General features: G+C 30.3%; 24 protein-coding genes. 5 read left to right on the forward strand and 19 right to left on the reverse strand.

Annotated elements, in window-relative coordinates; genetic code table 11:
* Nucleotides 1-379: 379 nt before the first annotated feature.
* On the reverse strand, nucleotides 380-562 hold the full coding sequence (locus Q0K54_RS05860) for an LUD domain-containing protein (RefSeq protein ID WP_294579008.1): 183 nt from the start codon (nucleotides 560-562) through the stop codon (nucleotides 380-382).
* Between the two features lie 6 nt (nucleotides 563-568).
* Nucleotides 569-748 (reverse strand): hypothetical protein, encoded by a 180-nt coding sequence (locus tag Q0K54_RS05865; RefSeq protein ID WP_294579011.1) that lies wholly within the window; start codon nucleotides 746-748, stop codon nucleotides 569-571.
* Nucleotides 749-1,552: 804 nt separating this feature from the next.
* Between Q0K54_RS05865 and Q0K54_RS05870 the strand changes: the two genes are divergently transcribed.
* Nucleotides 1,553-3,460, forward strand: a complete 1,908-nt coding sequence (locus Q0K54_RS05870) for a GGDEF domain-containing phosphodiesterase (protein WP_294579014.1) — start codon at nucleotides 1,553-1,555, stop codon at nucleotides 3,458-3,460.
* Between the two features lie 14 nt (nucleotides 3,461-3,474).
* Here the strand turns inward: Q0K54_RS05870 and Q0K54_RS05875 are convergent, their stop codons facing one another.
* From Q0K54_RS05875 to Q0K54_RS05955, 17 genes are all read right to left on the reverse strand, one after another.
* Nucleotides 3,475-4,221, reverse strand: a complete 747-nt coding sequence (locus tag Q0K54_RS05875) for a gamma-glutamyl-gamma-aminobutyrate hydrolase family protein (RefSeq protein WP_294579016.1) — start codon at nucleotides 4,219-4,221, stop codon at nucleotides 3,475-3,477.
* Nucleotides 4,222-4,819: 598 nt separating this feature from the next.
* On the reverse strand, nucleotides 4,820-5,527 hold the full coding sequence (locus Q0K54_RS05880) for a 1-acyl-sn-glycerol-3-phosphate acyltransferase (protein WP_294579019.1): 708 nt from the start codon (nucleotides 5,525-5,527) through the stop codon (nucleotides 4,820-4,822).
* A gap of 112 nt (nucleotides 5,528-5,639) precedes the next feature.
* Entirely contained in the window at nucleotides 5,640-6,182 is a 543-nt protein-coding gene (locus Q0K54_RS05885) for a flavin reductase family protein (RefSeq protein ID WP_294579021.1), read from the reverse strand.
* An 18-nt stretch (nucleotides 6,183-6,200) separates the two neighbouring features.
* Nucleotides 6,201-6,842 (reverse strand): flavodoxin, encoded by a 642-nt coding sequence (locus tag Q0K54_RS05890; RefSeq protein WP_294579023.1) that lies wholly within the window; start codon nucleotides 6,840-6,842, stop codon nucleotides 6,201-6,203.
* Nucleotides 6,843-6,963: 121 nt separating this feature from the next.
* On the reverse strand, nucleotides 6,964-7,875 hold the full coding sequence (locus tag Q0K54_RS05895; protein ID WP_294579024.1) for a permease: 912 nt from the start codon (nucleotides 7,873-7,875) through the stop codon (nucleotides 6,964-6,966).
* Nucleotides 7,868-8,881 (reverse strand): DUF362 domain-containing protein, encoded by a 1,014-nt coding sequence (locus Q0K54_RS05900; protein WP_294579026.1) that lies wholly within the window; start codon nucleotides 8,879-8,881, stop codon nucleotides 7,868-7,870. The genes Q0K54_RS05895 and Q0K54_RS05900 overlap by 8 nt, the downstream gene beginning before the upstream one ends.
* Before the next feature lie 111 nt (nucleotides 8,882-8,992).
* Entirely contained in the window at nucleotides 8,993-9,880 is an 888-nt protein-coding gene (locus tag Q0K54_RS05905) for a LysR family transcriptional regulator (protein ID WP_294579028.1), read from the reverse strand.
* A gap of 54 nt (nucleotides 9,881-9,934) precedes the next feature.
* A complete protein-coding gene (locus Q0K54_RS05910; RefSeq protein WP_294579031.1) occupies nucleotides 9,935-11,398 on the reverse strand; it encodes a family 1 glycosylhydrolase in 1,464 nt (487 codons plus the stop codon).
* Nucleotides 11,399-11,412: 14 nt separating this feature from the next.
* Nucleotides 11,413-12,396: an aldo/keto reductase gene (locus Q0K54_RS05915; protein WP_294579034.1), complete on the reverse strand. Its 984-nt coding sequence runs from the start codon at nucleotides 12,394-12,396 to the stop codon at nucleotides 11,413-11,415.
* Nucleotides 12,397-12,407: 11 nt separating this feature from the next.
* Nucleotides 12,408-12,983 carry a histidine phosphatase family protein gene (locus Q0K54_RS05920; protein ID WP_294579037.1) on the reverse strand — a complete coding sequence of 192 codons (576 nt, stop codon included), beginning with the start codon at nucleotides 12,981-12,983 and terminating at the stop codon, nucleotides 12,408-12,410.
* Between the two features lie 130 nt (nucleotides 12,984-13,113).
* The gene (locus Q0K54_RS05925; protein WP_294579040.1) at nucleotides 13,114-14,310 is read right to left on the reverse strand and encodes an MFS transporter; all 1,197 of its coding nucleotides are present in this window, start codon (nucleotides 14,308-14,310) and stop codon (nucleotides 13,114-13,116) included.
* Nucleotides 14,311-14,383: 73 nt separating this feature from the next.
* Nucleotides 14,384-15,784 (reverse strand): glycoside hydrolase family 1 protein, encoded by a 1,401-nt coding sequence (locus Q0K54_RS05930; RefSeq protein WP_294579044.1) that lies wholly within the window; start codon nucleotides 15,782-15,784, stop codon nucleotides 14,384-14,386.
* Between the two features lie 195 nt (nucleotides 15,785-15,979).
* On the reverse strand, nucleotides 15,980-16,867 hold the full coding sequence (locus Q0K54_RS05935; protein ID WP_294579047.1) for a MurR/RpiR family transcriptional regulator: 888 nt from the start codon (nucleotides 16,865-16,867) through the stop codon (nucleotides 15,980-15,982).
* 1 nt (nucleotide 16,868) lies between these two features.
* On the reverse strand, nucleotides 16,869-17,615 hold the full coding sequence (locus tag Q0K54_RS05940) for a carboxymuconolactone decarboxylase family protein (protein WP_294579050.1): 747 nt from the start codon (nucleotides 17,613-17,615) through the stop codon (nucleotides 16,869-16,871).
* 114 nt (nucleotides 17,616-17,729) lie between these two features.
* Nucleotides 17,730-18,209, reverse strand: coding sequence for a cyclophilin-like fold protein (locus tag Q0K54_RS05945; RefSeq protein ID WP_294579052.1), 480 nt, complete (start codon nucleotides 18,207-18,209; stop codon nucleotides 17,730-17,732).
* A 35-nt stretch (nucleotides 18,210-18,244) separates the two neighbouring features.
* Nucleotides 18,245-18,781 (reverse strand): flavodoxin family protein, encoded by a 537-nt coding sequence (locus tag Q0K54_RS05950; RefSeq protein ID WP_294579055.1) that lies wholly within the window; start codon nucleotides 18,779-18,781, stop codon nucleotides 18,245-18,247.
* Nucleotides 18,782-18,798: 17 nt separating this feature from the next.
* Complete coding sequence (locus Q0K54_RS05955; protein ID WP_294579057.1) at nucleotides 18,799-19,308, reverse strand: hypothetical protein; 510 nt, start codon at nucleotides 19,306-19,308, stop codon at nucleotides 18,799-18,801.
* Nucleotides 19,309-19,514: 206 nt separating this feature from the next.
* Here Q0K54_RS05955 and Q0K54_RS05960 point away from each other — a divergent pair, with 206 nt between their 5' ends.
* From Q0K54_RS05960 to Q0K54_RS05975, 4 genes are all read left to right on the forward strand, one after another.
* Nucleotides 19,515-19,997 (forward strand): hypothetical protein, encoded by a 483-nt coding sequence (locus tag Q0K54_RS05960; protein WP_294579059.1) that lies wholly within the window; start codon nucleotides 19,515-19,517, stop codon nucleotides 19,995-19,997.
* Nucleotides 19,998-20,174: 177 nt separating this feature from the next.
* Nucleotides 20,175-20,648, forward strand: coding sequence for a hypothetical protein (locus Q0K54_RS05965; RefSeq protein ID WP_294579061.1), 474 nt, complete (start codon nucleotides 20,175-20,177; stop codon nucleotides 20,646-20,648).
* 99 nt (nucleotides 20,649-20,747) lie between these two features.
* Nucleotides 20,748-21,050, forward strand: coding sequence for a hypothetical protein (locus Q0K54_RS05970; RefSeq protein ID WP_294579064.1), 303 nt, complete (start codon nucleotides 20,748-20,750; stop codon nucleotides 21,048-21,050).
* Between the two features lie 111 nt (nucleotides 21,051-21,161).
* A complete protein-coding gene (locus tag Q0K54_RS05975) occupies nucleotides 21,162-21,686 on the forward strand; it encodes a hypothetical protein (protein WP_294579066.1) in 525 nt (174 codons plus the stop codon).
* The last annotated feature ends 148 nt before the right edge of the window (nucleotides 21,687-21,834 follow it).

Genomic DNA, 21,834 nt, shown 5'->3' on the forward strand with positions numbered 1-21,834 from the left:
AATTGTCCTAATAGCTGTAGCCAGATTAGAATCGGTTTCACGAATACCACATTTTGCCAAAATAGCGGTAATACCGGCAAAAAAAGCAGAACCAAAAGCATAAATCATCCACATATCCATCACCCCAATACAACTATTGTAGTCATTACTATCTTTTTTACAACCTCTTTAATGTAAAGTTTATTAATTGTTAATAACCTAGATCTTGATTGAATAAAATTATTTCAATCTCACTAGTCAATGGTGCTATCCATAAAACTGATAATCCCTGACAAATACGCTCAGGACTTTGACAATCATAACAACGATCAGCATTAATAGCGCAGGGAGTCTTTATCTGTAAACGTCTGGCATTTATTGACGCTGCAATACTATGAGCTCAATCGACTGCCTGTTGATAATTTCCAGCCAGTTTGTTTTTACCAATGATCAAATATACTTTTTCATGTCCATAAAAGATTAAAGCAACGCGGTTTCTATTACCATCAATATTAATTATCCCACCGGATTTAGCTAATCCATTTACTGATGAAAGATAGATATCAGGTTGATTAGCCTGCAAACGAACTTAATGACTCAATGTTTCTAGTGTTAATCGTTGATGCCAGAACACTTGATTGTGTTGACTCAATATTTTATATAAATTCATTTCTTCTAATTTCATCGATCCGCCAAAATCAACTGTTCGCTGATCAATACACAAATCCAGATAAGTTACAGCTTGAATAGCATCTTCAAAAATGATCACTTCAAAAACACTTTTTCTAAATTGAATTTTACTTCTATTAATTGTTCATTCATGTTTTTCTCCTTTAAAACTTTTAGACAAATAAAGACTGATTCATTTGATTATTAAAATGTAAAATCAATTGATATAATACCTCTAGTAATTCATTTTTTTCAGTAACAATCCATATAACGTACAAATATTAAAATAATTTTCCCAGAAAAACACACTATAATATTCAACATTATTTTTAATTATTTCATCATTATATTTTTTACCGCTTTACAAGTTAGTTTGGTATTATATATCGCAATATAGCCTAAAAGATTCCACTTAACTAACACCAAAAGCAATTTGGTATTAGTATCAAAAAAATCAATGATATCTTTGATAAACTTCTGGCTTTGAAAATAATCATTACAACTTAATTTATTGGCAAAAGCTTCATAATGAGCTTGTTGATAAGTTTATTTTAAAACCGCTTCAATACTATCAAAATTATTATAAAAAGCATTTCGGGAAACTTTAGATTGTTCATAGTTTAGTAATTGAAATGTCTTCGATGGGCTGATTTTGTAATAATTGAATTAATGCCATAGTAATCTGTTTTTTGGAATAATCCAATTTCCTACTCGTTTAATCTCACCTAAATATACTTATAAGATTTTTAAATCATCTAAAACATTTAAATAAGATTTTTATATTTTATCACATATTTATCATATAAATATATACTGATATTTCTTCTTGAAACAATCAATATCATATGATATGGTTATTTATAAATTTAAACATGAAAAATTTGGTGTTATTGGAGGAAGGAAGATGAAATGGCTGCATCATTATTTATGGACCGGACTAATATTATTAATCGTGATTTTATATCATTTTTGGCAGCAACGAAAATTAAATGATCGTAATACCAAGGAATTTTATCAAATCATTATTTGTGGTATCGGAATTTCAAGTAGTGGAATAATCCTGAATATAATTAAAAATTATGCAACAATTAGTAGCAATTTATTTATATTTATCGCAACAATCTTTTATCTGTTAAAAATCATTTTCACATATAAATTATTTTGCTTTATCATTACTAAAAGCCACTTTAAATTAAAACATATAAAACAACTTAAACGTCGAGCAATAATCCCAATTATTATCTCTTTCTTTATTTTTTTGTTTAATATTCCCGATAACGTTATTTCTTTTATCAGTGGACCTAACTTTCATCTTTACAACTATTTTTTTATTTCTATTTATGTTGTACTGGGATATAATCTTTTCAATTTAATTTATATTATTACTCATAGAAATCAATTAAGCATTAGAGACACTTATCCGCTAGTCGAAAGCAATATAATTATTATCATTGGAATCGTTTTACAATATTATTTACACATTAAACTCTTTTATATTTTTTCAGTCATTCTTTCAATCAGCCTTTTATATTTAAAATTAAAAAATCCCTATGCTTACATTGATTTAGAAACTCATGTTTTTAATGAAAAATATTTTCAGCTTTGGATGAATGAACAATTCGATAATAATAATATCAGTAATATTTTAATAACAATAGATTTTTATTTAATGGAAAGAATCGGACGCATCTATGGTGACAAAACTAGTCAAAACATTATTATTGCATTCGCTAACTCATTATGGCACATTGATAAAAAACATCAAGTTTTTAGATTAAAGGCCAATCGCTTTGTCATTGTTACAAATCAAAAATCCGCTGATAAAATCATTAATAAAATCGATCAGCTATTTAAACATGAAGTCCAAATTGATGATAAAACAATCAATTGTCCGATAATAATTTCTAGAATAATTCCTCACCAGTTTGAAAATACCGCCGAGATAATTGGTTATACAGATTTTTTGATGCAAACAACTCCTAAATATGGTGAAACCTTCTTAATAAATAACCCTAAACTTAAAGAACAGTTTGACTTTGAACGCATTATTGAAAAATTTTTACCAGAAGCAGTAGATCAAGATTTATTTGAGATCTGGTATCAACCAATTTATTCCATAAAACAAAATAATTATGTTTCTTTAGAAGCCTTAAGTCGCCTTAAACATCCACAGCTTGGTTACATTGAACCAGAAACATTTATTAAAATTGCTACTAATAATGACTTATTAACTAAAATCATGCCGATGCAAATTAAAAAAATTTGTCAATTTATCAAAAATAATGAAATGCTCTTATCAAAGATTAAAGATATCAAAATTAATATCTCACCACGAGAGTTGCTAGAACCTGGATATTGTGATGAAATTTTATCAATCATTAACAGCTATGACATCCCCTGTTCAAAATTTCAATTTGAAATTACCGAAAATATGGCCACAAAATATACTTATGAAGTAGCTACTTTTATTTCTAAAATTCAAACCGTGAATATCGGTTTGTGTTTAGATGATTTTGGTTCTGGTTATGCTAATTTTAGCACTGTGATGAAATTTCCATTTTCAACAATCAAACTAGATCGTTCTTTATTAGAGGGAATCAATGATAATAATCAAGCTGCAACCTTTTATCAAGACATCGTCAATATTTTAAAGAAACATGATTTCTTTGTTATTGGTGAAGGAATTGAAACTCTTGACGAATATCAGAAAATGATAACCTGGAATGTTGATATGATTCAAGGATACTATTTTTCAAAACCACTTGATCCTAACCAGATCCTCCTATTAATCAAAAATTATAATCAAAAATAACCAGGAATCCCTGGTTATTTTTGACAAGCAGCTATAAAAGCTTCAAAAATTAATTGTTGTTGTAAACTATCATACATTTTTTCTGGATGCCATTGAATACCGATGATAAAACGATCATCATTATATTCAATTGCTTCAATAACTCCATCATCTGATTTAGCGGTTACTTTTAAATTATGACCCAATTCTTTAACAGCTTGATGATGAAATGAATTAACCCCAATCTTATCATTGGTAAAAATATTAAATAATTTACTATCACGATCGATCAAAGCATGATGGCTTGGTAAATTCATCGGATAATTACTTTTCATATGCTCAATCGTTTGACATCCTTCTTCTAAATCTTGATAGAGCGTCCCACCTAAAGCTACATTTAATACCTGATGGCCACGACAGATACATAATAATGGTTTATTAGTTCGTTCAATAATTCTTTTTACTATTGCAATTTCCTGACTATCTCTAGCAGGATTTATTCGTCCGCATTTACCCTTATCAACTTCACCAAACAACAAAGGATCAATATCATTACCACCCGTAATCAATACCCCATCAACTAGTTCAATAAGCTCTAAATAGTTTTCTTCCTGATGACAAACAGGTAATAACAAAGGAATTCCGCCAGCTTTTTCAATTGCCAGACTATAATTTTCTGATAAAACATGCCATTTGAGAGCTTTATCTGCAATATTATTACTTTTAATTGCAGCATCATTATATTCATAATCACAAGTAATTCCAATAACTGGTTTTTTCATCATAATCATCCTCACTAAATAATATGATTTATTATATTACATTCACATTAATATTTATAGTAAGTTGTAACAAAAAAATTGCTTATTTCTACAATGATTATTTAAATTTGCCACAATTATCTTTCAACTATTGATTGCATTGGGATATATTTATTAAATAAATCAATTATAATACAAACTAATATAGCTCCTAAACTACCAACAATAATCGCATTTATATCAAAATACCCTTTCAAACTGATAACTTGAACCACTTCATGTAAGGTTACAAAGATTATAATAAACGAAAAAAGAAATTTATTATCTTTAAAGATTCTAAAACTTCCTCGAGCTAAAAGCCCTAATGGCATATACATCAAAAAGATACTAAACATAATTTTAATAAGAACACTAAAGGTTCAAAAAAATAATCATAGAGTGCAACAAAAAATACGCCATCAAATTAATAAGCTACAACAAGAATCAATATAAAATATTATCAATCTAAAATTCTATAATTTAGATAAAGTATAAAAATTATGCTCCTTTTTAGCCTTTTAGCCAAAAAAGCCAGAAGAAAATTAATATAACTTCTGGTTTAATTAACATTATTTTAAGATTAACTATAATCATTAATAACTGTTTGAATTTGCTGCTGGACCATCATAGCTATTTCATTAGTTTTTTTATTACAATATTCATCATAATAAATTGGTTTTAAAAAATGGACTTGAACGATAACTGGTTCATCATTATTTTCATCAAATGGAAGAAAAGAATTTATTAATGCTACAGGTATAATCGGACATTTACTTTTATATGCTGCTTTAAATGAACCGGCTTTAAATTCATTTAAATTATTACTATTACTTCTAGTACCCTCAGCAAAAATAAGACAGTTTTCTTTTCGCTTAACCCGATTTGCCACCTCATTGATGATTTTCATTGACTGTCGAATATCTTGGCGATTCATTGGCAATGACTCTAAACAGGCAAATGTTTGCTTTACAATTGATTTATCCATCAATTCTTTCTTTATTACTGGGGAAAATGGTATATCACAGGCATAAACAATGGCAAAGCCATCAAAAACTCCCTGATGATTAGGATAAAAAATAAAACCATTCTCTTCAGGAAGATTACTACTTCCATAAACTTTGACTAAAAGATTCCCTTTATTGATTGCCTTATAGGATATTTTACGGATAAAGTTGTATTTTTCTTGCTTAGAATGTCGGTCATTTTTTCTTGAATACCAGAATAATCTAAAAATAATATCTGGTAAATATATTACATTTCTTTTTAATATCATTAATAATCGTTTCATATTTTACCTCTTTACTACTATATTTGTAGTTAGATTATAATAATAAGCTTTTGAACAATTATTAATGAAATGTTATAAAAATATTAAAAAACTTGGGATAGTTCCCAAGTTTCTAATCATCCAATTTTAAACACTTTCCTACAACATTACCTAATGATAAATATTCATAGTTAGGGAAATCAAATAAAACTGGATTAACTTTTAAATAATCAATTTTTCCATTTTCATTTAAACATTCTTCTTCTACAAAAGTATTTTCAATTTTAATAATAAAATTATCAAAATTTTGATACTCATAAACATCAACCACTGAACCTTCAATAACTAATGGTGCCTCTTTAATCATTGGGACATCATTATCACTCATCTGATATTCAAATAAAGTTGATTTATCAGATTTATGACCGCTAACACTACCAGCATAATCGGCTTTCTTTAAAAGTTCTGGATTGATCAAATTAATTGATAGACGACCATTCTCCTTAATTCCTTGATTAATATAATGTGGTTTAGCTAAACTAACTAAAACACTATCATGTGAAACAATACCAACATGGGCTACTAATGTCCAACTTGGTTTTTCATTAACTTTAGTACCAATTACTGCAATTGGCATTGGATATAAAGCAAGTGCTGCTCCTAAATTTTTCTTCATTCAAATCTTCCTTTCATTCTAATATCCTAAATCACTTAACCATTGATTTACTTCACTTTGAGAATTTTCCGCTTCATCACCAGCTATCGCTAATCCTTCAGTATCCGTTGCCTCAGGTTCTTCTTCTTGAATATTATCAGGTGTACCTGATAAACCAGAACCACCATGAGTGATAAATGGAGCGATTGTTTTATTTGATAAATCATATTGATCTAAAAATGTATAAATGGGCATTGGCATATCACCCCACCAATTAGGATAGCCTAGAAAAATTGTATCGTATTGATTAATATTTTCAATTACAGTAGCTAAAGCTGGTCGTGCATTTTCACGTTGTTCATCACGAGCATAATCAACCAACTCATCATAATCTTCGGGATATGTTTGTTCAGTTTCTAATTTAATAATATCGCCACCAATTTGATCATGAATATAATTAGCCACTGTTTCGGTGTTGCCACTCATTGAAAAATATAAAATTAAAGTATTTGTTGTATCTGTAACAGTATTATTGGCTTCACTTATAGTATTTTGATTTTCTGCTTCGTTATCAGTAACTTCATTACTTCCATTACTACGATTAAAAAAAGTAAATACTCCAAAGATAGCAATACAAACTACTACAAGACTAGCAATAGCAATAAGTATTTTCTTATTCACACTAACACCTCCTGTCTCTACAATCGTAAAACCATTAAATTTTACAACTATATTGTATGGGTTTTAAAATCAATAATCCAATACTTAAATACTATTAAAAGAAATGCTTTTTAAGCATTTCTTATCCGATAGTTATACCCATAATATCAATTAAACTACCAGCAATTAAAGCAAAAGCAATAATATAAACTAAATAATAAATAAAGTGACGACCACCTAAAACAATTTTTAACGCTCCTAAATTAGTTAATTTTGTAGCTGGTCCCGTTATCATAAATGCCGTTGCGGACCCTAAAGACATTCCTCGATGCAACCAGTCGTTTAATAAAGGAATCGTACCCCCACCACAGACATAGACAGGAACTCCCAAGGTTGTCGCCATTAACAACCCAAAACCTTGATTAAAAAACAGATTAGCGAACAATTCTTGAGGAACATACATTTGGAATAATACTGTCAAAATAATTCCAAGTAAAAAATACCAGCCGGTTGCTTTAATATTTCTTCCCACATTTTTTAAATAACGCATAAAGACATTAGGATCATTGTCACGACTAGCCGGTAAATCAAATCCAGTAAAATTAAAAAAGGATTTTTTTGTAAAAAGTATTCTGATTAATATTCCGGCGATAAATCCAGCTAAAATAGCAACATTTAATCGAATCATCATTGCTGTAGTTCCTAAAGCCCCACTATAAATCAATAATTGAGGATTTAATAAAATAGAACTCATCATAAACGATGCCAATAATCTCTCTTTCATTCCTTTTTTAGCAAAACTGGCGGCAATCGGTATCGTCCCATACATGCAAAGCGGTGACATAATACCTAAGATACTGGCAATTAACAAGTCAATGAGACCAAAATCTTTGCTAATTAAGCGCTCAAATAAATGATTAATTCTAACTTTAGCAAAAACTGAAATCCCAGAACCAATCAAAATTCCTTGTAACCAATAAACAAATATCTGCCTAAATTGTAAATCAAAATAATACCAAAAATAGATTAACTGTCCTCTTATAATCTCAATCATCAATATTTACCAGATAATAATCTTGCTTTCCTAGACCTATTTGTTCACTGTACTCTAAAGTATGTAGACCATTTCTAGATTCAATTCGTTCTACTAGAGACTGACCATCATCAGCTTCATAAACTAGATCAATACAGGCTTTATCTAAAGCAACTGGATCAGTAGATGCTAAAATTCCAATATCATGCATATCAGGCTCTGCAGGATTACCATCGCAATCACAATCAACTGAAAGACGATTCATCACATTAATATAAACGATATTACGTCCATTACTTAAATAATCACTAACCGCTTTACCAGCTTCACCCATGGATTCTAAAAAATCATCATGATTACCAGAAATACCCGAACGACTGGTACCAGCAGAATGAATCCATGATTTCCCTTCACTTGATGCTAAACCGATTGAAATGTTCTTGATAGCCCCACCATAACCAGCCATCGAATGACCCTTAAAATGTGATAAAACTAGATAAGAATCATAGTTGCTAAATGCTTTACCGACATGATTTTCCGTTAAATGTTTCCCTTCATTAACAGGTATGCTCATTGAGCCATCTTCATCTAAAATTTGAAAGTTGGCAATATCCGTAAAACCATGATCTTGTGCTACCTGATAATGCATACTGGTATTACTTCTAGAACCACCATAAGCAGTATTACATTCAACAATTGTTCCATTAACTTGTAAAACCAGATCACTGATCAAAGCTGGATCTAAGTAATTACTAGCTGGAGGTTCACCGGTTGATAATTTAACCGCTACATTTCCGGTAGGATGCCAATTCAAAGCTGCATATAGCTCAACTAATTTTTCTGGTGTAATACTAGAAGTCATATAAACCGTTGCCACATCTCTGCTATCTTCTTGACTAGTTTTATGAAAAGCTGTTGTTGCAGCTTGATCATCATTAGAAAAATTATTCAAGACAAAAATATTTACCCCGATTATCAAACATATTATTACAATTCCACCGATAATACCAATAATTAATTTTTTCATTTAAGCTTTCCTTTCCAGGACAGTTAATTCTAAATGAAAATTATCTGATAAATTAATCTTAATATAAGAATATTCATTTAACCAATACTTATATCGTATCAGCAACTATAATTAAAAAGCATTGCTGGTATCTTCTTGATATTCGTTTAAATATTGAATAAATTTTTTAACGGCCGGTGATAACATTAGATCCTTTTTCCAGACGATTACCGAACCACTTTCTAAAGTTGGTTTTAAGGGAATAAAAGTCAAATCACGTATTTCATCAATGCTTTCAAGACAGAAAGCTACTCCCAAATCATTTTTGATAAAATGAACTAAATTATAACCTAAGTTATAATGAGCTACTATTTGCAAGTTTTGATAATAACTGCCAAACCAGTTTTCAATTTCATTAATTACCATAGAACGATTAGACATCAATAAACGATATCCCAATAAATCTTCAGGTTGGATATATTCTTTTTGAGCCAATAAAGAATCATTTTTGGCTAAAATACCCCAACGCTCTTTTTGATTCATCTTTTTAAAACTATATTTAGTAATATCTACTGGTTCAACTAATAACCCCAAATCAACAATCCCCTTATCAAGATTACTCTTGATGATATCAGAATTAGCAGTAATAATTTCAAATCGAACCAAAGGATTAAGTTTAGAAAACTCACTGACTACTTTAGATAAACATTTGACTCCCAGTGTTTCACCACAACCAATAGTAATTAAACCTGTTAAATGTTGGGCATCACTGCTAAAATCTTCTTTAATTTTAGCTTCAATGCTTAACATTTCTTGAACACGACGCCGAAATAACATTCCTTCATCGGTGAGTTCAATCTTATGGCGTTTTCGATGAAAAAGAGTAACGTTTAATTCATCTTCTAATTGCATCAGCTGTCTTGATAAGGTTGGTTGAGTAACATGCAACAAATTTGCAGCTCTAGTTATATTTTGCTCACGAGCTACCATCAAAAAATATTTCAATACTCTTAGTTCCATTAATATCATCTCCTAATTAAAAACAAGAAGTAAAAAACTTCTTGTTTTAACTTTTTATAACTTTTCACCGTTAGAAGCAATGACCTGTCGATACCATTCAAAACTTTTCTTAGGATATCGTTTTAATGATCCATTACCATAATTATCACGATCAACGTAAATAAAACCATAACGTTTTTTCATCTCACCAGTTACTGCTGAAACTAAATCAATGCAGCCCCAGACCAAATACCCTAATAATTCAACACCATCTTCTTCTACTGCTTTTTTCATCTCAATAATATGTTTTCTTAAATAATCAATTCGATAATCATCTTCGACAGTTCCATTAACCAGCTCATCTTGAACCCCAAGTCCATTTTCGACAATAAATAATGGTTTTTGATAACGATCATACAAATCATTTAAAACAATTCGTAAACCTTGAGGATCAATTTCACGTCCCCAGGCTGTCATTTCCAAATAAGGGTTTTTAACGGTTGATGAAATAACATTACTGATACTACCCGTAGCCTGATTAGAAACCGTCATGGAATCATAATAAGAAAAACCAATAAAATCGATACATCCTTCTTTTAATATTTGTTTATTTTCTTCACTTAGATCTACAGTAATTCCTTCACGCTCGTATTCTTTTAACTTGTATGCTGGATAATAACCACGTGCCATGACATCACTGAAGAATTTGCGATCTCTTTCTTTTAACATTGCTAAAACCTGATCATCAGGATTACAAGTTTCGCCATAAATAGCTCCATGAGCTATCATCATTCCAACTTTATTATCAGGATCAATTTCATGAGCTAATTTTACTGCTTTGGCACTGGCAATAAATTGATTATTGATAGCTGTAGCACATGATTGACTATCCGCTTTTAATAATGCTCCTGAATAAAATGGTACTACTTTCATAATATTAATTTCATTAAAAGTAATCCAATATTTTACGATTCCTCGATATCGAGTAAATAGGGTCTTGCAATAATTTAAGTAAAAATCAATTACTTTTTCATTGACCCAGCCACCATAGTTATTAGCTAAACCTACTGGATTTTCATAGTGGCAGATAGTTACCATTGGTTCAATCTGATATTTTTTTAATTCATTAAAGATTTGATCATAAAATTGTAAACCGGCTTCGTTGGGCTGGGTTTCATCACCATTTGGAAAGATACGGCTCCAATTAATTGACATTCGAAAACATTTAAAACCCATCTTAGCAAACAATTTAATGTCTTCTTTAAAATGATGATAAAAATCAATTCCATCATGACTTGGGTAGTAATATTCATCAAAACAATCACAAACAGCACCTTCAGGCAAGTTAGCATATGGCATAATTACTTGACTTCCTTTAGTCCCATCTAAATTACGATAAGTAATTTGTCGTTTAGTATCCCGATTTCCAGCACAAATAACATCTGCTGTACTTAATCCTTTACCATCAAGATCATAGCCACCTTCCAGTTGATTAGCAGCCGTTGCACCACCCCATAAAAAATCTTTACTTAATGCCATTTTCATTACTCCTTTTATTTTGAAGCCATCATTCCAACTAAAGCATGAGGTTTGTATGGTTCTTCCAAATAAGCTTTTTCTTCATCAGTTAATTGTAATTCAGCTGCTTTAACTGCTCCATCAATATGATGTACTTTAGTTGCTCCAACAACTGGTGATGTAACTTTAGACATTAACCACGCTAATGATATTTCAGTCATCGTAACTCCACGTTTGTCAGCTAACTTGGCTACTCGATCGATAATAATTCTATCTTGGTCTTCAGTAGCATCATATTTACCTTTTGCATAACTATCTTCTTTTAATCGTTTTGATTGTTCTCCAGGATGTTTAGCCAATCTTCCAGATGCTAAAGCACTATATGGAGTCATGGCAATATTATCTTCTTGACACAATTTAGCCATTTCTCTTTCTTCTTCTCTAAAGATCAAATTATAATGTCCTTGAATAGAAACAAATTCTTCATACCCATTAGCTCGAGCAATTGCATTAGCTTTAGCCAATTGATAAGCAAAGCAGTTGGAAATTCCAATATAACGAATTTTACCAGCTTGAATCATTTCATGTAATCCTTCTAAATAATCTTCAATTGGAGTATTATAGTCCCATGAATGTAAAATATATAAATCAACATAGTCCATACCTAATCTTTTTAAGCTGGCTTCTAAGCATTTTTTTACATATTCTTGACCACTGATTCCTTCTTCAATATCTTTAGCTGTACGAGGACTAAATTTAGTAGCAATAACTACGTCTTCTCTTTTAGCAAAATCCTTAATTGCTCTACCTAAAAATTCTTCACTGGTACCACCTTGATAAGCCATAGCAGTATCGAAAAAATTGATTCCATTATCTAATGCATATTTAATAATTTCTCTGGATTGTTCTTCTGGTAAAGTCCAGCTATGCATTCCTTTTTGAGGATCACCAAATCCCATACAACCTAAACAAACTTTTGATACCATTAAATCACTATTTCCTAATTTTACGTATTTCATATTTTTTCCTCCTAAAATTGATGTCTAATAACATCGTTTAATTTAAATTGATGGTTGTCAAATTCATAAATAAAGATACAGCAATTACCAAAACCTTTTTTAAGCTGTTCTTGATAATCATCTTCAACGCCTCTTAAAAAATTAAAGCAGGCACCACCATGACTAACTGCCAAAACTGATTGATGATCTTCTTTTTCCATTATTTCTGTCAATGTTTTTATCATTCGTTCTTTAACTGTTTCTGAAGATTCACCACCAAATTGTAAATAATATGTTTTACATTTTTCAGGATCATTCTCCGCTAAAAATTCCCCTTCAGCTTCTAAAATCCCATAATTATGTTCCTTTAATCCTTTTAAACGAACATATGGCATATCAGTAACTAATTCTAAAGTATCACAACATCTTTCACTAGTTGATGAATAAGCGTGATCAAAAGTAATATTATTATCTTTAAACCATTTTCCAGCAATCTTGGCCTGGCGAATTCCTTCTTCAGTAAGCGGTGAATCACACCATCCTTGAATTTTTTTTAATACATTAAATAACGTTTGACCATGCCGCATTAAATATAATGTTTTTGTCATCTTGATCATCTCCTTTTTACAGTTATTATTTTACCGCTTCTTATTTAAAAGACAATTTACCAAAAATTCAAAAAGTCAAAATTTTGACTTTTTTTATAAATCGTCTACTAAAAAAGCTGTTTTAAACAGCTTAACGTTGATGATTAGTAATCATTAATAATCCAGCTCCAACAATAATCATGACCATTGCAATAATAAAGCCATAAAAATAAGAACCAAAGAAATCATAAATATAACCAACCATTGATAACGAAATCGCAGCCCCTAAATTTGAAGCAAACGAAATACTTGGGAATGCTCTAGCATAATTATTAACACCAAAGAAATATTTGGTAAGCAATGGTAAACTAACTGCACCAATTCCATAGCTGGAACCAAATAAAAATGCTCCAGCAACCAATAGATAAAAATTCGAACCAGTCAATAATAACAAAATTCCCACCATAATTGCGGCAATCATTACTATCGTAGCTTTCATGGCGCCTAACCAGTCACTTAAAATCCCAATAATTAATTTAGAAACGACATTTCCAATCATTCCAGCTGAAAGTAGCAGGGCACTGGTAGCTCCACTATATCCTAATGATTGTCCATATCCAGGAAAATGTTGTGTAAAGCTAGTAATACAGCTAGCTAGTAAGCTAAAAATAAAGAAACTAATAAAAGCAATAGTAACAAATTTAAAGGCTGGTATCGATTGTTGTTCTGTCTTCATTGATTCACTATAACCATAAGGCAATAAACCATCTTTACGAGGATCCAGATGAAATGGATATAAAATAGCTGGCAGACAGAGACATAAAATAATCGCTGCTTTAATTAAATAACCACTTTGCCACCCTAAAGTTTCAATAAAAGATGATAATATTGGTGAGCAGATAGAACCAGCCAATCCACTAAAACCAAAAACAATACTGGTTGCCAGTCCATGACTTTTTTCAAACCATTGATTGATAATTAAAGTCAATGGGACGATAGAAAAGAAACTAGTACTTAATCCCCGAATAGCTCCCAAAAGATAAAACACTGGAATAGTTCTGGCAAAAGCCATTGCTCCTGTTGTCAAGACGGCTACTAAAACACTGACGGTTAAAATTAATTTATACGGAACTTTTTCCATTATTTTGGGAATGAAAAAAGCACTAAAAGCCGTCACCAATGAAAAAATAGTCATATGCATTGAAAATGAACCCCGTAAGATTCCTAAACTCTCAGATACTGGAGTATAAAAAATTCCTGATGAATTAATTGAAATTCCAATTGAAGAAGCCGCTAGACCACAACATACTAAAACAACGATATAATGTTTGATACTTTTATTATTCATAACTTCACCTCTTTTATTTTAAATAATAATTATCGTTTTTAAAAGTAAAATCCAACAGTGATATTAATCACTGTTAGATTGATTTTCCATTTTCTTTAATAACCTGCTGATACCAATAAAAAGAATCCTTTTTATAGCGTTTCATATCTTTTAAATCATTTTCATCACGATCTACATACACAAAACCATATCTTTTACCATAGCCTTGATGAGTACTAACTAAATCAATAAATGACCAAGGACAATATCCAATGATTTCAACCCCATCCATCATCGCTAATTTAGTTTGATGAAAATGTCTTTGCAAATAATCAATTCGATATTGATCATGAATCTTACCATCAACTAATTCATCTTTAGCTCCTAAACCATTTTCGGTAATTAAAATTGGTAAATGATAACGATCATAGATTCTTCTTAAAGTTACGCGCATTCCTACTGAATCAACCATCCAGCCAAAATCAGTAATCTCTAAATAATCATTCTTAGCTGCCCGATAAACCCCTTCTTCACCAATCATTATTTGCTGATCACCATTTCTAGGTTGACAATCAGTTCCATCATTTTTAGCTGCGGCTACTGTAGCCGTTGCATAATAATTAATTCCCAGGTAATCTGGTTTGGCTTTGGCAATTATTTCCATATCTCCTTCATAGATTTCTGGAGTATATCCTTTTTCTTGTAAATATGCCCAAACTAAATTATTATAGCGGCCATGAACTGCAACATCTAAATACAGCCAACAGCGAATTGCTTCCCAATTATCAGCGGCAATAACATCAGCTGGGTTGCATTTTTCAGGATAAATAGCAGTAATATTAGGAGCAGGACCGATTTTACCACCAGCAACCATTTCATGACACAATTTTGTCACTTTAGCTGCTGCTACAAACATATTATGACATCCTTGGTATAATTCTTTTTTATCAGGAACCCGACCAGGATTCATTGCATTTGGATGATTAATCATGACATTTTGTTCATTAATTGTCAGCCAATATTTAACTCGATCACCAAAATTTTCAAACAATACTCGAGCATATTTAACATAAGCATCAATCGTTTTACGATTAGCCCAGCCACCTTTTTCATGTAAAGCCAATGGTAAATCAAAATGATAAATAGTTACAAAAGGAGTAATATGATATTTTAACAGCTCGTTGATCAAATTATTATAAAACTCAATTCCCTTTTGATTAACCACACCATCTCCATCAGGAATAATTCTGGTCCAGGCAATAGAAAAACGATAAGCTTTCATTCCTAACTCTGCCATTAAAGCGACATCTTCTTGATAGCGATGATAGTGATCACTGGCAACTTTAAAATCAGTAATACCTTCAGGACTAACATGTACATCTTGGACTGATAATCCTTTGCCATCTTCGTTATAAGCACCTTCGACTTGATAGGCTGAAGTACTAGCACCCCAGAAAAAATCTTGAGGAAAATCTTTTAATTTTGAATAGAACATTTTTATCTCTCCTTGCTTTAATTTTGTTTTATAAACCTTGTTTTTACAGTCATACTTTATCATTACAATTTTTTTATAACAATAAAACTAAAACAACTTTTTAAAGTCAAAATTTTATTTCATAAAAATGCTCAAGAAATTAAGATGTTGATGAAATTTTTTGAAACAAAAACACCATTTAGCATAAAATGGTGTTTATTCTTCTTTCAGTTGTTTTAATGTTGCTCGCCTTTGGTTTTCCAGTTCCTTAGAATTTTCAATTTTATAAACTAAGTTTCGATGATAATCTTTTCTAAAAAAGCAAGCAAAAATAACATTAAAGATTAATAACAACGACTGTTCCGTAGCAAAAGTAGAAATTTTGCTGAAAAGACGTTCTTGGGCGGATATTTCAAAAACACAATCAATATTTTGCTGTAAATAATTATTACCACCGCTGGTCATTGCAATCATCATAACATTATTTTGCTTTAAAATAGGAACTTGAGCCATGGGATCTTTACTAGTATTATTGCCTGAATAAGATACTAATATAGCTAAATCATCTTTGTTCATGGTTCTAGCCAGCATTCCAAATTCACCATAACTGGCAATTTGAATATGTTTACCGATACTTAAAAATTTCCACCGAAAACTTTCGGCATAATAGGAATTTGGCCGCATCCCAAATAAAATAATATTTTTAGCTTTAGCAAGACGCATGACTGCCAGTTCCAGCATTTTTTCATCAATTAAATTAACTGTATCTAGAATACTTTCTATTTGTAAATTAGCAATATTATTAATTATTTTTTTATAATCATCATTAGCTAAAAAAGGAAAATTGACATCAACAGTATTTTGTTTATTTTCCTGATACTTAATTTCTTCAATCAATGCTCGACTAAAATCTTTCCAACCCTTATAACCTAAAGCCTTGGCAAAACGGACCAAAGTGGATTTGGAGGTATAAGTATAATGAGCAATGTCATCCATGGTATATTGATATAAATGTTCTTTTTCATTCAATAAAAACTCTGCAATAACACTTTTAGCATCATGATTTTGCACCATGATTTCTTCAATCTGTTGAAATAAATACATATTACTTAGCCAGCTCTTTAATCGCATTAAAAGCATTAAAGATACATGGGAATCCTAAATATGGTAAGCATTGAATCAAAGCTGCATATAATGTTTCTAATGAATTACCTACTTTAATATTTCCTAACGCATGAGCATATAATTGGCCGCCGGCATTTAAAGTGGTTAAAATACAAAAGATCAATAACTCTCTAGTTGGAATATCTAAAGCTTTTCTAGTATAACAATCTCCAAAGCACCATTCAGTTAAAAATTTTGGCAAAGCCTGAGCGAATTCCTCTGGCAAATACTGATACCGTTCTTTAATTTCATCCCCATATAATTCTTTTTGAATAGCTAAACCTCGTGCAAATCTTTCTTCATCAGGAAAATCACCTTGATTTTCTAGTGGTAATGAAATATTACGAGCTTCAAATACTTCGTTAATAACTGCTATGGCATTAAGAGTTTTCGGATAACCTATAAAAGGAGCACATTGATAAATCGCTTCTTTTAATTCTAGTGGATGTACCCCTACATTTAATGCTGCTCCTACATGAGCCTTTAATTGCGGCAATGTTTGCATTACAGTTAAAATGGTACAAGTGATTAATTCTCTTTGTTGATCAGTTAGATTACCAATATCAAAGACTTCACCAAAAATTAATCGTTGCAGCTGTTGCATTAATTCTGGATCTTTCGGATCTACTTTTTGTTCTTGTTGAAATAATTGTTCATATTTTTCTTTACTTCTTTCAATTCTACTCATTGCATGTCTCCTTTTTAATCAATACTTTCTTTAATTATACCATTTTACCACCTAAATCACATAAAAACTATCTTTAAAATCCAAATAAAAAACCATATGCATGTTACATATGGTCTATACTAAAGATACTTGTACTTGGGTAACCGTATCCAACTGTTCTAAATATTCTAGTCCCTCACTAACTTTGCCTAATGGCACTAAATCATCCGAGTAATCAAAATTATGATAAAAGAAACAAAGATTACCCCAGGGTACATAATAAGCCAAAGTTCCTCTAAGAGGAGTGCAGCCAGGATTAATATCGCTTAAATCCAGCTCTTTATCTAAGTAATAAATTTTTTCAGTATTATTGTAATCTTCAAACTGCATCGCCATCGGCAAGCGAGAAATCAAATCTTGAGTTGCAGAATTATCTTCTAATTTGACAATAATCTCTTTATCATCAAATTCAAACTTGATTGATTGGACAATTGATACTGATTCATTAATTTCATTAACTTCTTCTTGGTTGTTTTCATTTGATGAACTACTTTGACAACCACCCACAAATAAAATCACGGCTACTAATAATACCTTGATAATTTTTCTAATCATTTTCTTTCCTCATTTAACTAACAACTAAATGCTCTTTAAATTGTTTTTCCTAACTCATAAGCCAGCTTTGGATATTTAGTTCTTTTTGTCATTTCAGGAGTACCACAACCTAAACCTAAAATTTCTCCCAGGTTATCAAAATGTAAGTAATTGCAAATTGTCTGATAATGAGATGATAAATCAGTCATAGTATTTTTAGCCTGATCCCAAGCTGCCGCAATTAAAACACTTTTGATTGGTTTAGCGGTCAATTTACCATTAAAACTATAAAAACGATCGATCATCAATTTCATTTGCGCCGACATTCCAAAATAATATAATGGGGTTACAAATACTAATAAATCACTTTCCATGATCTTAGTCTTTAAAATTTCTTCCATATCGTCTTTTTGAACACATGGACCATTCATACCACAATAATCACATCCAAGACAAGGTTTGATATTAGCGTGGGCCACGTCAAATACTTCGACTTGATGATTATTTTCTTTAACTCCTTTAATAAACTCATCTGCCAGTAAATTAGAAGACCCTTTTTTGTGAGGACTTCCCTCTAAAACTAAAACTTTCATTTATACCACTCCTTTTTTTAATAATAAACACTAGTTAACCAGCCATTGACATATTGATCAACTATATCATCTTTTATATCATCTGGATTTAAAACCAATCCAGATACTAAATTAACCTTGGGATAACGATTAGAAAACTCTTTTTCATAGCAAAAATAATCCTGATCACTAATCGTATAATAAGAGACCTCCTGGCTATCATAATTACTATTGTATAATTTTTCTAATTCCTCAATCATAAAATCATCTATATCGATTAAATCTACTAAGATAATATCATAATTATCAAGACTGACATCTTCATAACCACTAATATCACATTGTAATTGATTTACAAGATAATTGGTAATTTCATTTTCTTGTCTTGATAAAATCAGTATTCTTTGGTTACTATCATCTTGTGACTCTGGTAGATTGGCAATATTAAATAGTGCCCCTGTGGGTAGAGCTTGATTTGAAGCCGCAACATTGATTTTCAAAAAAGCAATTACTACTGCCAATATAAATACTAGAATAACTTTTTTCATCAACCTCACCTCTTTTTAAATAATTATAGATAGACTATAAAATAAAGTCTAATACTTTAAATATATGATGCGTCATTACTTTTAGGCATTGATAATCAGCTAGTTTTATTTCTTAATTTTACTTAATTTTTTAGTTTTCTTTTTCTAAAGCATTGTTAATGTGTAATATCATGATACACTAACAATTAAAGAGGGAGGGGGATTTCATGGAATTGCATATTAAAAGACTCATTGATAGTAGAATCAGTAAACGAAATACTTATTTTTTAATTGGTTCATACATGTTATTTATTATTAGTTTTAGCTTATTTATAACGTTGCCACTATATAATTTAAGTGAAATGGGCTTTTCAATCATCTTTGTAACAACAATCTTAGAATTTGTAGCATTAGGGCTTTTACGCCAAGAAAACAGAGAACTTAAAACCATCAGTACTCATCTAGTTATCGTTGATGAATTTCAAAGATTCTTTTATGAAAATCAAATTTTTGATTTACACACACTAAAAAAAGTTCAATACAGCAAACAAGATATCGCATTATTTTTTGAAGATTATACATTACTGCTAGAATTTGATTCACAGATTTTAATCCAGCTACAATCATTAAATATCCCAATTATCGATACGTCTTTAAACTTAAAAAAAAGAACTGGTTTATTTTGCAATGTCATTAAGTTAAGATTTTAATGACAATCGATGGTTATATTGCAAATATGCCCTCTCTTTTTTATAAAATTTTTATCATTTTTAGTTTACAAAATCAAAATAGCAATCCTATTTATACAGATACTTACAGTATTGAGGCTAATACCAGATATGAAGTTAGTGTTATGGAAAATATAGCTTATATTAAAGGTGTAAGCAATGCAAGTTAGACGTAGAACCATTGAAGGAGATGAAAAAATGGCTAAACAATGGATTTTGTGGAAAGAAATTAATTTTTCTGAAGAATTGGATTTTCCTTTAAAATATGAAAATTTAAATTTTGAAGAGTTTTATTTTCTTGCAACAGGTATAAAACATAATGCAGATGGAACTACCACAAGTAATATAGTTATCACAATTAACAATCTTGCTTGTGGACAAATAAACATCAATCATACCAAAGCATTAGATACTAGCAACCAATGGATTCATATGAAATGGAATGGATTGTTTTGGGAAACATTTATTCAATCTAATTCAAACAATGAAACTAATTATTATAGACTATTTACAAACATACAAAGACCTTATGCAAATAAATTAAATCTAGGTATTTGTGAAACATTAGATATTGGTATATTAAATGCTAATTACAAACCCGTTACAGGCAATTTGAAGATTTATGCTCGATAAAGGAGAAAAACATAATGAAAATTAATCTTATGAGTTCGTTGAGGGGGGGCATTAGCAAGACGTAGACTGCTAATGTCTTTTCTTGATGGAGGTGAAAATATGTATAGTGGAAGTTTTAAACCAGATGATATGGCTACAAATTATGTCATTCCAATTAATGGTAAAGTGACAAACATTGTGATTCAAAAAGAAAATGAGAACTTAACTAGTGATAGAAGAAATGTCTATGGAATTATAGCTTTGAATGGTTTATTACAAGTATTGTTATCTACAAATTTAGTTGGTAATTCTTTTATGATATTCTTAAATAATACCGTTACTTTTAATGACAATAATATTACAATCTCACTTCCATCAACTCATTATTTTAATAATGAAACATACTATTGGTGCGCATGGTAAACAAGGAGGATTTTAATTAATGAGCGAAAGCTACAAAATTTGCGGGGGGGGGGACTCCGTAGAAGAAATTTAATATCTGATAATACCGATAATATAAATTTTGTAAATGCTTTGATTAGTACAGGCACACAATATATTAATACTGGTTATTATCCAAATTATAATCATAAATATGAGATGGGTTTATTAGATGAAAATAGTACAATATATGAAAGTTATTTTGGAACTTCTAATGCTGGTGTAAGAGTTCTTAGGTCATCCCCAAATAATGGGAAAATAATATTTTCTTATACTAATGATGCAACGTATACAATGAATGGCAACATAATTAATAAATTATTTATTGATAAAAATGTTTTTTATGTAAATGATCTACAAGTTGGATATCATGAACCCTTGTTAAATCCAAATACTAAACATACTTATCCATTATTAATATTTCAATCTTATTATACAACATACTTAGATAAATATGGTGTATTCAAATTGTATTATTTTAAAGTATGGGATGAAAATGATAATTTAGTATTTGATTTACGCCCCGCTTTAGACAAGTCCAATGTCTCATGTTTATATGATTTGGTTTCAAAACAGTATTTTTATAATGCTGGTACTGGTCAATTTTTATATGAATAGATTATAGAATAAAAGGAGTAAAAATATGCATAAAGACACAATCAATCAATCAATCAATCAATCAATCAATCAATCAATCAATCAATCAATCAATCAATCAATCAATCAATCAATCAATCAATCAATCAATCAATCAATCAATCAATCA

It is taken from the genome of uncultured Thomasclavelia sp. (assembly GCF_944324745.1).
GTDB lineage: Bacteria > Bacillota_I > Bacilli_A > Erysipelotrichales > Coprobacillaceae > Thomasclavelia.